Raw genomic sequence first — 12,571 nt, 5'->3', positions numbered from 1 at the left:
GGTGAAGATGTTCTGGGGGTCGAACTTCTTCTTCGCGTTCACGAAACCGGTCCACCGGTTGCCGAAGTGCTTCTTCCAGTCGGCATTCGACATCGGGATCGAACCCACCAGATAGCGCTTGGCCCCCAGCTCCACCGCGATGTCGTACAGACGCCGGTTCTGGTCGATCATCGCCTGGATGCCCGGCTCACCCGGGTTGGGGAAGCGCAGCAGGTCGAACAGGTAGACCACCGACTCGTTGGGCATCATCGCCAACGGACGCTTGATCTTCGACGTGAAGAACGGGTAGAAGAGCAGGAACCCGCCACCGAGCGAGTTCGCGTCCAGCTCCTGCTCCACCCGCTTCATGAACTGCTTGGTCTTCGACGCCGGCAGGAACATGCTCAGCCACGGCTTGGGCGTGTACCAGTGACCGCCCTCCTTCAGCACCGCCTCGTACGCGTCGAGGCGGAACATGTAGTCCCGGAACGCCACGTCCTCGATGACCGCGTCCGCCCGCACGTCCTGCAGACCGCACAACAGCGTCTCGCGGTTCGGCGGCGTGGTGTTGTAGGTGGCGCCGACCTCCAGCTTGTAGCGCCAGCCGCTGCCGTCCGGCTTCTGCAGCATCTCGCCCGCATGGACCTGGAACCGGCCGTCGGCCAGCACCTTCTCCGAGTCCGCCAGATACGTCTCGACGTTCGCGTAGAACAGGCTGAAGATCACCGACCGCTTCGGCGCCGGGATCAGCTTGACCTTGACCCGGACGATGATGCCGACCTGACCGCCGCCCGACAGCGCCGCGTTGAACAACTCCGTGCGCTGCGTCGCCGTCGCGGTGACCAGCTTGCCGTCACCGGTGATGATGTCGATCGACTGCACCGTGTCGCACAGCAGCCCGTACCGCTGCACGGTGCCGCCGATACCGCCGATGCTGATCGTGCCGCCGATGGAGATGTACAGGTAGTCCGGCAGCGCCGGCGGCGTCTTGCCCACCTGCAGCGTCCTGTCCGTCAGCTGACCCCAGGTCACACCGGCCTCGACCACCGCGTGGTCGGCGCCGATCGACAGGATCTTCGACATCCCCTTGGCATCGATGGAGATACCGCCCGGAACACGCGCCTGCCCGTACACCGAGTGCGACTCGATGTCGTCGCCGGTACCGCCCTGACCGTTGACGGCGACCTTGATGTTGTTGGCCCGCGCATAGTTGACGATCTTGACGATGTCGTCCACACCGCCCGGCCGCAGCACCGCCCACGGCTTGCTCGGCGCGCCGTCGAAGAGGTGACCGAAATCGTTGGCGAAGGCGTCGACCACGCCCGGGGTCGTCTCCAGGGTCCCGACCAGCCCCGGCACCGGGACGACATCGGAGTTCCCGACCGCCTCCGCGGCCGTCGCCCAGGTCTGGGACACCGTGTTCCAGCCGACGACCGCGACGGCGGTGGTCGCGATCCCGCCCAGGACCCGGCGGCGGGACGGCTCGGCGGCGGTCCCCGCGGCAGTTCTGTGGGTGCTGCTCATCTTCGTACGTCTCCTACTGGTGAGGTACCGGCTTGGTGCTGCGTACCTGGGAAGCGAGCTGGTACTCGCTCAGGTCGAGGCGCTTGGTGCCCCGGCGGAAGCGCCAGGTGTACGTCGGGAAGATCGAGGTGTTGCGGCCGTTCGCGTCGAGGTACCAGCTCCTGCAGCCGCCCGACATCCAGACCGTGCCCTCCAGGTGCTCATCGAGCTTCCGGTTGTAGGCGTCCTGCGCCTCCTGCCGGACCTCGATACTCGCCAGGCCCCGCTTCTCGACCTGCTGGAGGGAGTCCACGACGTACTGGACCTGCGCCTCGATCATCACGGTCTGCGAGGAGTGACCCAGCGCCGTGTTCGGACCCAGCAGCATGAACAGGTTCGGGAACCCGGCAACGGTCGTACCGCGGTGCGCGGACATCCCGTCCTTCCACACCTCACGCAGCTGCGCCCCGCCCCGGCCCCAGATCCGGCGCGCGACCGGACGGTCGGTGGCCTGGAAACCGGTACCCAGGATGATGGTGTCGACCTCGCGCTCGACCCCGTCGCTCCCCACGATCGACTTGGCCCGGACCTCCGCGATCCCGTCCGTGACGATCTCCACATTGGGCTGCTGGATCGCCGGGTACCACGTGTTGGAGAACAGCAGCCGCTTGCACGCCACCAGGTAGTCGGGCGTGAGCCGCTTGCGCAGCGCCTCGTCCGCCACCGACTTCTCCAAGTGGTCGCTCGCCATCTTCTGGACCTTCTCGGCGAGCTTGGGCCGCTTCCAGAAGAACGCCAGGATCTCCCGGCCCCACATGTTGAAGCCCCGCCGGAACTGCTGGTAGCCGGGCAGCGAACGCAGCATCGCGGTGTGCCGCGCACTGTTGACCTTGTCCGGCTTCGGGCCGATCCACGCGGGCGTGCGCTGGTACAGGTCCAGGTGCCCGACCTCGGGCTGGATCGCCGGGACGAACTGGATCGCCGAGGCACCCGTACCGATGACGGCGACCCGACGGCCGGCCAGATCGTGGTCGTGGTCCCAGTTCGAGGAGTGGAAGACCTTCCCCTCGAACTCCGCCAGACCCTTGATGTCCGGCACGGCCGCCTCACTGAGGTAGCCGGTACCGGTCACCAGGAACTGCGCGGTGTACTGCCCCTGCGAGGTCTCGATCCTCCAGTGCCGCTCGCCCTCGTCCCAGCGGGCGGCCTCCAGCTCGTGCCCGAACCGGATGTGCGGGCGGACACCGAAACGGTCGGCCGTCTCCCGCAGATAGGCGTACAGCTCGTCCCGCGAGGCGAACGTCGACTTCCAGTTCGGGTTCCGGGCGAAGGAGAACGAGTAGAGGTGGGACATGACGTCGCACGCACAACCCGGATAGCTGTTGTCGCGCCAGGTGCCGCCGACCTCGTCGGCCCGCTCGAACACCAGGAAGTCGTCGATGCCCGACTGCAGCAGCCGGATGGCGGTGCCCAGGCCCGAGAAGCCGGTGCCGATGACCGCGACCCGCAGGTGCCGGGTCGGGCCACCGCCACCGGGACGCTCCTCGGTGCCCGTACGTGCCCCGCCGTCCTTGGCCGGTTCGAGAATGCTCGTCACGTCAACCTCCTTAACGGCGCGTGATGGTGACGCGGAAGTTGTTGAAGAACTTGTCCTCGAGCGTGTACGCGAAGATGTCGAGGTAGCGCTCGAAACGCGAGACGACCTCCTCGCCCTCCATGGCCACGGCCTCGTCCCGGCGCTCGGCCAGCAGCACCAGCCAGGCACGGCAGGCCATCGCGAACGACTCGCGCTCGTTGACGATCTCGTCGATCTCGAAGAGACCCTCCGCCGCGGCGGACAGCTCGCTCAGGTGCGGGATGTGGCAGCCCTCGAACTCCGAGCGCTGCAGGAACTTCAGGTCGTCCAGCAGCGCCCGGTTCATCGGCAGCGCCTCGGCGGTCATGGTGTGCAGCACGAACTTCGCACCCGGGTTCAGGGCGTTCGCGACCTGCTGGAAGAAGTACCGGTAGCGCTTGGTGCGCTCCTTCGGCGGCAGGTTCGAGGAGACGAAGTGCTCCAGCGCGTTGATGCAGAACGCGGCGTCGTACTTCTCGCTGTCGTCCGCGACCTTGTAGTCGGCCCAGCTCTGCACCAGCGTGGTGATCCGCGGGTTGTCCAGGCCGGCGATGAACGCCTCCTGCGTACGCGACAGGGTCAGACCGACGGCCTGCTCCGCACCGTGCACCGTCGTCAGGCGGTTGAGCATCGTGCCCCAGCCGCAGCCGATGTCCAGGACGCGCCCGGTCCGGCCGGCGGCGACGCCCGCCAGCTCCGCGAACTTGTCGAGCTTGCGCTCCTGCGCCTCGTCGAGAGTGGCGACCAGGTCCTCGCCGTCTTCCCAGTAGCCGCCGGAGTACATCATCGTGGGGCCCAGCAGGAGCCGGTAGAAATCGTTGCTGACCTCGTAGTGGTGCCTGATCGCATCGACCTCGGGGTCCACCGACTTGGGGGCGACCGTTGTCATCCTGATCCTCTTTCCTGCGTGTCCGGCGGGCCTTGTTTTCCGAATTCGCGTCGAGAAAACCGGATGCCCCGCAAGGTGCGCGCAAGACCGTCCGCACACCCGGCCGGCAACCGTGTTGCGTCTTCCTTGCGGGGGCAGGGATTTCATCACTCTCGAAAACCAGACACGCACTGCCGAGTTGCATTGCCGAGAGAGGACCGACCCCATGTCGCTGCCCACCATCGAAGAACTGGCGAGCCAGCTCGAGGCCGTCTCGGGTGCCGCGGAGGTCAGCCCCGACGCCCCGCTCCAGCACATCGCGGACGTCGACTCGCTGGACCTGATGGAGTGGCTGTACGGCTTCCAGAACCAGTACCCGCACATTCCGGCCGACGAGTCGCTCTTCGCCGACCTCGACGACACGACCACCCTGCGTGACGTGTACGCGAAGATCGTCGATCTCGTCCCGGCTCAGGCGTAGCGAGGGGTGACGTGACCGGCTTCGACATCACCGGGTGGGGCATGTCCGTACCCGAACGCATCGTCACCAGTGCCGAACTCGCGAGCCGATTCGGCGTCGACGAGCACTGGGTCGTCAGCCGCTGCGGCATCCGTGAGCGGCGGGCGGTCGACCCGGGGCAGACCACCGCCTCCCTGGCCGTCGAGGCCGGCCGGCGCGCGCTGGACAAAGCGGGCCTGACCGGCGCCGACATCGCCCACCTCATCGTCGCGACCGCCACGCCCGAGCAGCCGTCCCCGGCGACCTCCGCGTTCGTCCACCACGAACTGGACATCGCCGGCAGCGCGCACGACGTCAACTCCGAGTGCGCGGGCTTCGTCTACGGGCTCGTGTCCGCCATGGCACTGATCGCCATCGACCCCCGGCCGATCCTCCTGATCGGCTCCGACACCCACACCCTGACGGCCAACCCGGCCGACCGGGACCTGTCCATCCTCGTCGGCGACGGCGCGGGCGCCATCGTCCTGCAGCCCGGCCCGGAGAACCGCGTCAAGGCGTGGAACCTGGGCGCCGACGGGGCCTGCACCGGCTCGCTCAAGGTCCTCGCCGGCGGCAGCCGCATGCCCACCACCCAGGAGACCCTGGACGCGGGCCTGCACTACGCACAGATCAACGGCAACGAGATCTACCTCAACGCCGTCCGCTACACCGTCCGCACCGTCCGCGAGACGCTGGAGAGCGCCAAGGTGGACGCCGCGGACATCGACCACGTCGTACCCCACCAGGCCAACATCCGGATCATCAACTCGATCCTCTCGCACACCGGCCTGCGCCCCGAAGCCCTGATCACCAACCTCCAGAAGTACGGCAACACCGCCTCGGCGTCGATCCCGATCGCACTGACCGAGGCCCTGGAGGAAGGCCGGATCAAGACCGGCGACAAGGTCCTGCTGGCCGGCTTCGGAGCCGGAATGACCTGGGGTTCGATCCTGATGGAGTGGGGCGGTGTCGCAGCATGAGCAAGAACGGTGCAGGTGTGCGGCCCGAATCCCCGGTCGCGCTCGTGACCGGCGCCTCGGGCGGCCTCGGCCAGGCCCTGGCGCTGGAACTGGACGCACTGGGCTGCCGGGTCGCCGTCCACTACAACAGCTCCCGGCAGGGAGCCGAGGCCGTCCGGGAGAAACTGACCAACCCGTCCGTCCTGGTCACCGGTGACGTCGGCTCGTGGGAGGCCACCCAGGCCCTCCACGCGCAGATCACGGCCGAACTCGGGCCGGTGGACGTACTCGTCAACAACGGGGCCATCCGCAAGGACAGCCTGATGGCGATGCAGAACCCGGCCGACTGGGCCCAGGTCATCCAGACCAACCTGATCGGCTCCTTCCACACCGCCCGGGCCTCGGTGCCGCACATGCTGCGCCAGAGGTGGGGCCGGGTGATCAACATCGTGTCACCGTCGGGCATCATCGCCACCGCCGGCCAGACCGCCTACTCGGCGTCCAAGGCCGGACTGATCGGCTTCACCCGCACCCTCGCCTCGGAGTGCGGCCGCCGCGGGGTGACGGTGAACGCACTGTCCCCCGGCTTCATGATCACCGGCATGACCAACACCCTGCCCGACCGGGTCATCGAGGGCATGGAGGACAAGGCCCCCATCCCGCGGTTCGTCACCGTCGAAGAAGTCGCCCGCAGCGTCGGCCTCTTCCTCGACCAGGACTGCATGACGGGCCAGGTCATCAGCATCGACAGCGGCGTGTCCATCACCTGATCCCCGCCCGCCGCTCCCCTCCGGCCCCGGCCTCCTCCACCCCCCAGGGGAGGCCGGGGCCGCCCGCCGTCCCCCGACCCGCCCGCACCCGCACCCGTACGCCCACCCACCCGTACACACAGCCGCGCACCACGCACCGGCGCACGCGACCTACCGGCGCCCCTGCGCACGGGGGTCGCGGGCACACGGAGCCGCCGCCGCGCAGCAGCGCGACGGCGGCTCCCGCACGCCCCGATCAGGCGGCGGGGGAGGACGACATCCGGTGCGTGACACAGCCGTGGTCGGCCAGCGAGCACGGACGCGGCACCGGCATCCGGTGATCCAACTCGAACACCCCCATCAGCACCGGGTCCAGGCAGGTCGGCTGACGCACCGCCGGCCGCGGCTCGGGCGTGCGCAACAACTCCAGGTACGCCGCCTCCGTCTCCGGCGCCGGATCGATCCCCAGCTCCTCCGCCAGCACCTCCCGCAACTGCTGATAACTGCGCAGCGCCTCCGCCCGGTTCCCGGCACGGGTGTGCGCCGCCATCCGGCACCGGTACGCACTCTCCCGGAACGGAGCCCGGCGCACCGCCTCCTCCGCGTACCGCAGCGCATGGTGCTCGTCACCCAGCGCCGAGGACGACAGACTCGCCGTCTCCAGCGCCTTCAGCCGCAGCTCCTCCAGCTGCTCACGCATCGCGTTGACCCACTCGCCCTCGTGCGAGGGCAGGAACGAGCCCCGCAGGTTCGACACCGCCCCCGCCGCCAGCTGCTGGGCCACCGCGTACGCCCCCTCGGCGTACGCCTCCGCCGCCTCGGCCAGCGCCGTCTCCGCGACCTCCACGTCCACGGCCGCGTCGTGCGGCACCCGCAGCAGGTAGCGGCCGCCCTGGGAGACCAGGGGAGTGGCCCCCGGCCCGTCCTGCGGCGTCGTGACGAACGTACGCACCCGGCTCACCAGGCTGCGCAGGGCCGAAGCCCACGTGTCCGGCAGCCCCTCGGGCCATACGGTCTCGGCCAGTTGATCACGGTCCGTACCACCCGCCCGCTCCAGGAGCAGCCGGGCGAACGCGACCTGCGCCTGTGCGCTCGAGAGGTGTTGAGGCGGTGCTCCGTCCGGCTCGATCGTGACAAGACCTATGAGTCTGATCAGCACTATGCACACTCCGAAACGGTCGGCTTCCGGCCGTGTCCCCCAAGTCCGTGCGATTCAGAGGATACCGGCGGGCCTTCTCGGCATGTCAACAGCGGCCGATGAACATTCCCATCCGAATAAAACCCGAGGTACGGGCAATCCCTTTCGCTTTTCGAGCACCGCTGCAGTACCGCTGCAGCCGGCCTCTTGCGCTGCTATTGCGCCCCCCGAGTCTTAATGGAATTCCACTAGAGCCCGGCCGGAGAAACGGCGGGGCGTCGATGGAGTTCCGGGTCCGCCGGACGATCGCGACGAGGAGAAGCACGTGAACGCATCCGCTGGCTGGGACCGCCTCGAGCCGAAGCTGGCCTACTTCCGCGACCGGGTCCGCTCCCTGGAGTACGAACCCAACCGCAAGAACAGCTTCGTGGCCTACACGGCCGAGCGGGACTCCGCGTACGCGGACCAGGACGGCCGGCGCCTGCTGATGATGTCCGGCTACTCCTACCTCGGACTCGCCGGCGACGAGCGGGTCGTCTCCGCCGCCAAGGCCGCCGTCGACCGCTACGGCACCGGCAACCACGGCGTACGCGCCCTGGCCGGCACGACCCCCCTGCACGAGGAACTGGAGGCCGAGGTCGCCAAGGTCGCCGGCCGCGAGCGGGCCCTGGTCTTCGGCTCCGGCTACGCCGCCAACGTCGGCACCGTCGGCGCCATCGTCGGCCCCGGCGACACCGTCTTCATCGACAAGTACGACCACGCCAGCATCGTCGACGGCTGCAAGCTCTCCGGCGCCACCGTCACCCGCTTCCGCCACAACGACGTCACCCACCTGGAGCGCCGCCTCGCCGCCGCCCCCGACACCGGCGTCCGCCTGGTCATCGTCGACAGCGTCTACTCCATGGACGGCGACATCGCCCCCCTGGTCGACCTGCGCAAGGTCTGCGACGCCCACAACGCCCTCCTGATGGTCGACGAGGCCCACGCGCTGGGCGTCATCGGCGCCACCGGCAAGGGCATCGAGGAGCACTTCCACTACGAGGCGAAGGTCGACATCAAGCTCGGCACCCTCTCCAAGGCCATCCCCTCCATGGGCGGCTGGGTCGCCGGCTCCGCCGAACTCGTCCACCACCTGCGCTACGCCGCCCGCCCCTTCCTCTTCTCCGCCGCCCTCGGCGGAGCACAGACCGGCGCCGCCCTGGAATCCCTGCGGATCATGCAGCGCGAGCCGCAGCGGGTGGAGTTCATCCAGCGCGAGTCCGCACGCTTCCGCAGCATCCTCAACCGGGCCGGCATCAGCACCGTCGACAGCGAGACCGCCGTCGTCCCCGTCATCGCCGGCTCCGACGAGTCCGCCTACGACCTCGCGACCGCCTACCGCAAGAACGGCGCGATCGGCCTCCCCGTGGTCACCCCGGCCGTCCCCAACGACCTGGCCCGGCTGCGCATCGCCATCACCGCCGCCCACACCACCTCCGACATCGACTTCGCCGCCGATGCCCTCATCACCTCGGCCCGCGAGTGCCGCATCATCTGAGCGCCCCACCGCGGCCCCCCGCACCGCCCGACCGGCCCACCCCTCCATACGACTTCGTCCGCCTCAGGGAGCAGACATGCCTTCACCGTCCAGGGGCAGTACGACACAACCGCCCGTAGCCATCACCGGCATGGGCGTGGTCACCCCCGGCGGGTGCACCCCGGACGAGCTGTGGCACACGCTGCGCGCCGGCCGCTCCACCGCCGCCCACCTCACCCACATCGACCTCAGCCGCCACCGCGTACGCATCGGCTGCCGGGTCCGCGGCCTGGAAGGCCTCGCCGGGCTCGTCCCGGCCAAGGAAGCCCGCCGGATGGACCCCTTCGCCCACTACGGCACCGCCGCGGCCCTCGCCGCCCACCGCGACGCGGGATCGCCCACCGCCGAGGCCGGCCGCACCGCCATCGTCGTCGGCAACGCCGTCGGCGGCCGCGCCACCAGCGACCTGGAGTCCGCCCACTACACCGAAGGCGGCCCCGCCCGGGTCAACCCGCTGATGCCGCTGATGACGATGCCGAACGCGGCCGCCGCCCAGATCGCCATCCGGCTCGGCTGGACCGGACCGGCCCTGACCGTCGCCAACACCTGCGCCAGCGGCGCCGACGCCATCGGCCACGCCCTGATGCTCCTGCAGACCCACCGCGCCGACCTGGTCATCGCAGGCGGCACCGAACACACCCTCACCCCCGTCACCCTGGCCGGCTTCGGCAACCTCAGCGCGGTCTCCTTCCGCAACGACGACCCCGAGCACGCCTCGCGCCCCTTCGACAAGGACCGCGACGGGTTCGTGATGGGGGAGGGAGCCGGATTCGTCGTCCTGGAACGACTGGACGACGCGAAGGCCCGCGGCGCGAAGACCTACGGCCTCGTCGCCGGATACGCCGCCACCGCAGACGCCCACCACCTCGCGATGCCGCTGCCCGACGGCGCGGGCGCCGCCGCCGCCATGGCCGCAGCCATCGCCGACGCCGGCCTCGACCCTGCCGACATCGTCCACGTCAACGCGCACGGCACCTCCACCCCGTACAACGACCGGTCCGAGGCGGCCGCCCTCACCAAGGTCTTCGGCACCGCCCAGCCGCCCGTCACTGCACCCAAGTCGGTCATCGGCCACCTCATCGGCGCCGCCGGCGCCGTCGAACTCATCGCCACCGTGCAGGCCATGCGCCACTGCGAGGTGCCGCCCACCGCCAACCACCACGAGCAGGAGCCAGGAATGGACATCGACGTCGTCCACGGCGCACCCCGCGCCGTGCGCCCGGGACCCGCGATCACGAACTCCTTCGGGTTCGGCGGCCACAACTCCTCCGTGGTGGTGACGCCGGTATGACGACCCTCTCCCTCCCCTCCCCGGTCCGCACGCTCACCGTCACCGAACCCGAGATCACCGACTACCGCGGCGCCGCCCGCCGCGGCCTGCCCACCGCCCGCCCCGGCCAGGCCTCGCCCGTCCACACCTTCGTCCTCGCCCACACCGTCGCCGAACAGACCGTCGCCGCGCTGACCGCCGCCGAACCGGGCCCCGTCTCCGTGGTCCACCTCGGCCAGGACATCCGCACCCTGCGCCCGGTCCGCCCCGGCGAACAGGTCACCGTGACCCTGGACGTGCTCGGCATCCGCAGGGAACCCCGCGGCGCCCGCATCGCCCTGCGGGTCCGCCTGACCGGAGAGGACGGCCCCGAACCCTTCGCGGAACTGGTGATCTCCGCCCTGCTGGTCGGCGCGACGCTCCTGGAGCCCTTCGGCGACATCGCCGGCGGCGCCGCCGCCCCCGCCCCGCTGGGGGCCGGCGAACCGCAGACCGCGGTCCACGCCCTGACCACCGACTGGATCACCACCTACGCCCACGCCTCCGGCGACCTCAACCCCATCCACCTCGACGAGGACGCCGCCCGCGCAGCCGGCTTCGACACCGTCATCGCCCACGGCATGAGCGTGGTCGCCCTCGCCGTCGAGGAGGCCACCGACCGCTTCGCCGCCGGCGACTCCGCCCGCGTCCGGGGCCTGGGCTGCCGCTTCTCCGCCCCCGTACCCCCCGGCATCCCGCTGGAGATCGCCCTCCAGCCCGACGCCGAGGCCCGCGTCGTCCGCTTCACCTGCAAAACGCCCAAGGGCGCCGCCGTGAAGTCCGGCTGGATCGAGTTCGCCGCCCCCGCACCGGGAGGCCCACGATGACCACCCCCCGCACCCCCCGCACGGCCGCCACCGCGGACCGCACCGCCCCCACCGTCGAACTCGGCCTCCTCGGCGGCTTCCTGACCCAGGTCCGCGACCGCCCCCACGCCACCGCGCTCCTCTTCAACGGCCAGGAGACCACCTACCGCGAGCTGTACGAGCTCGCCGGCCGCGAACGCGACCGGCTCGCGCACCTGGACCTCGCCCCGGGCGAACCGGTCGGCGTCCTCGCCGACAAGTCAGCCGCCGCCCTCGCCCTCGTCCTGGCCTGCATGCTGGCCCGCCGCCCCCTGCTCCTGCCGTCCCCGGCCCTCGCCGACACCCTCCTGGCCGACCTCTTCGCCCAGGCCGGCTGCGCCCGGGTACTGGCCCCCGGCGGCGAGCCCGCCCGCGTCGCCCCCAACCCCGAGGTCACCGCCCGGCCGCTGCCGGCCGCCGAGGCCGCCGAGGTGGCCCTCATGCTCACCACCTCCGGATCCACCAGCCTCCCCAAGATCGTCCCGCTCGGCCTGGACGCCGTCGACCGGTTCACCCGCTGGGCCGGCCACGCCTTCGGGATCGGACCCGGCCGCACCGTCCTGAACTACGCCCCCCTCAACTTCGACCTCTGCCTCCTCGACGTGTGGACCACCCTCGCCCGCGGCGGACGCGTGGTCCTCGTCGACCCGGCCCTGGCCGCCCACGGCCGCCACCTGCGCGACCTGGTCCTGCACCACAAGGTCGACATCGTCCAGGCCGTCCCCATGGCCTTCGGACTCCTCCAGGACGCGGCCGCCAAGACCGGCGACACCTTCCCCGGCGTCGAACACGTCATGTTCACCGGCGACGCCATCCCCGACCGCACCCTCGCCGCCCTGCCCCACCTCTTCCCCCACGCCCGCATCCACAACATCTACGGATGCACCGAGACCAACGACAGCTTCATCCACGAGGTCGACACCGCACCCACCACCGGCCCGCCGACGCCCGTCCCCATCGGCCGCCCGCTGCCCGGCGTACGCGCCCTGATCCTCGACCCCGACACCAACACCCCCGTCCAGGGGCCCGGCAGCGGAGAACTCTTCGTCTCCACGCCCTTCCAGACCCGCGGCTACCTCGACCGCACCCGCCACACCGACAAGTTCACCGGCCACCCCCTCGGCCTCGACGACCGCCGCTGGTTCCGCACCGGCGACCTCGTACGGCGCGACGACGCCGGCACCCTGCACCTGACCGGACGCACCGACTTCCAGGTCAAGGTCCGCGGCGTCGCCGTCAACACCGCCGAGATCGAACGGGTCCTGCAGGAACACCCCGACGTCCTGGAGGCCGGCGTCGCCGCCCTGCCCGACCCCATCGCCGGCAAACGACTCGTCGCCGCCGTCCAGCGAGCCCCCGGCTCCACCCTGACCGGCCTGCAACTGCGCACCCACTGCGCCCGCCACCTGCCCAGGGCCGCCGTACCCCACCAACTCGCCGTCACCGAGCACCCGTTGCCCAAGACAGCCACCGGAAAAGTCGACCGCAAGGCACTCGACCGACTCGACCGGCCGGCCCCCACCACCACCGA

11 protein-coding genes are annotated in these 12,571 nt (G+C 70.5%); 7 read left to right on the top strand and 4 right to left on the bottom strand.

Annotated elements, in window-relative coordinates; genetic code table 11:
* The 3 genes from IE257_RS37460 to IE257_RS37450 form a co-directional block, all read right to left on the bottom strand.
* On the bottom strand, nucleotides 1-1,503 hold a 1,503-nt coding region (locus IE257_RS37460), incomplete at its 3' end, for an FAD-binding protein (protein ID WP_189974561.1).
* A gap of 13 nt (nucleotides 1,504-1,516) precedes the next feature.
* A complete protein-coding gene (locus IE257_RS37455; RefSeq protein WP_189974559.1) occupies nucleotides 1,517-3,079 on the bottom strand; it encodes a flavin-containing monooxygenase in 1,563 nt (520 codons plus the stop codon).
* 10 nt (nucleotides 3,080-3,089) lie between these two features.
* Complete coding sequence (locus tag IE257_RS37450; protein ID WP_189974557.1) at nucleotides 3,090-3,986, bottom strand: class I SAM-dependent methyltransferase; 897 nt, start codon at nucleotides 3,984-3,986, stop codon at nucleotides 3,090-3,092.
* Between the two features lie 205 nt (nucleotides 3,987-4,191).
* Here IE257_RS37450 and IE257_RS37445 point away from each other — a divergent pair, with 205 nt between their 5' ends.
* Genes IE257_RS37445 through IE257_RS37435 form a run of 3 tightly spaced genes read left to right on the top strand, consistent with a single transcriptional unit; the run spans nucleotide 4,192 to nucleotide 6,193 of the window.
* A complete protein-coding gene (locus IE257_RS37445; protein WP_030390264.1) occupies nucleotides 4,192-4,446 on the top strand; it encodes a hypothetical protein in 255 nt (84 codons plus the stop codon).
* Between the two features lie 11 nt (nucleotides 4,447-4,457).
* Complete coding sequence (locus tag IE257_RS37440) at nucleotides 4,458-5,444, top strand: 3-oxoacyl-ACP synthase III family protein (RefSeq protein ID WP_189974556.1); 987 nt, start codon at nucleotides 4,458-4,460, stop codon at nucleotides 5,442-5,444.
* Entirely contained in the window at nucleotides 5,441-6,193 is a 753-nt protein-coding gene (locus IE257_RS37435) for an SDR family NAD(P)-dependent oxidoreductase (RefSeq protein WP_189974553.1), read from the top strand. The genes IE257_RS37440 and IE257_RS37435 overlap by 4 nt, the downstream gene beginning before the upstream one ends.
* A gap of 235 nt (nucleotides 6,194-6,428) precedes the next feature.
* Here IE257_RS37435 and IE257_RS37430 read toward each other — a convergent pair whose 3' ends face one another.
* The gene (locus IE257_RS37430; protein WP_189974551.1) at nucleotides 6,429-7,331 is read right to left on the bottom strand and encodes an AfsR/SARP family transcriptional regulator; all 903 of its coding nucleotides are present in this window, start codon (nucleotides 7,329-7,331) and stop codon (nucleotides 6,429-6,431) included.
* 304 nt (nucleotides 7,332-7,635) lie between these two features.
* Here IE257_RS37430 and IE257_RS37425 point away from each other — a divergent pair, with 304 nt between their 5' ends.
* The 4 genes from IE257_RS37425 to IE257_RS37410 form a co-directional block, all read left to right on the top strand.
* Entirely contained in the window at nucleotides 7,636-8,847 is a 1,212-nt protein-coding gene (locus IE257_RS37425; protein WP_189974549.1) for an aminotransferase class I/II-fold pyridoxal phosphate-dependent enzyme, read from the top strand.
* Nucleotides 8,848-8,923: 76 nt separating this feature from the next.
* Nucleotides 8,924-10,177 carry a beta-ketoacyl-[acyl-carrier-protein] synthase family protein gene (locus tag IE257_RS37420; protein WP_189974547.1) on the top strand — a complete coding sequence of 418 codons (1,254 nt, stop codon included), beginning with the start codon at nucleotides 8,924-8,926 and terminating at the stop codon, nucleotides 10,175-10,177.
* Nucleotides 10,174-11,022: a MaoC/PaaZ C-terminal domain-containing protein gene (locus IE257_RS37415; RefSeq protein ID WP_189974545.1), complete on the top strand. Its 849-nt coding sequence runs from the start codon at nucleotides 10,174-10,176 to the stop codon at nucleotides 11,020-11,022. Before IE257_RS37420 ends, IE257_RS37415 begins: the two co-directional genes overlap by 4 nt.
* Nucleotides 11,019-12,571, top strand: a 1,553-nt coding sequence (locus tag IE257_RS37410) for an AMP-binding protein (RefSeq protein WP_189974543.1), incomplete at its 3' end; no start/stop codon positions are given. The genes IE257_RS37415 and IE257_RS37410, both read left to right, overlap by 4 nt.

The organism is Streptomyces avidinii (assembly GCF_014650695.1).
Lineage (GTDB): Bacteria > Actinomycetota > Actinomycetes > Streptomycetales > Streptomycetaceae > Streptomyces > Streptomyces avidinii.
This window is presented reverse-complemented; position numbering and strand designations above follow the sequence as displayed.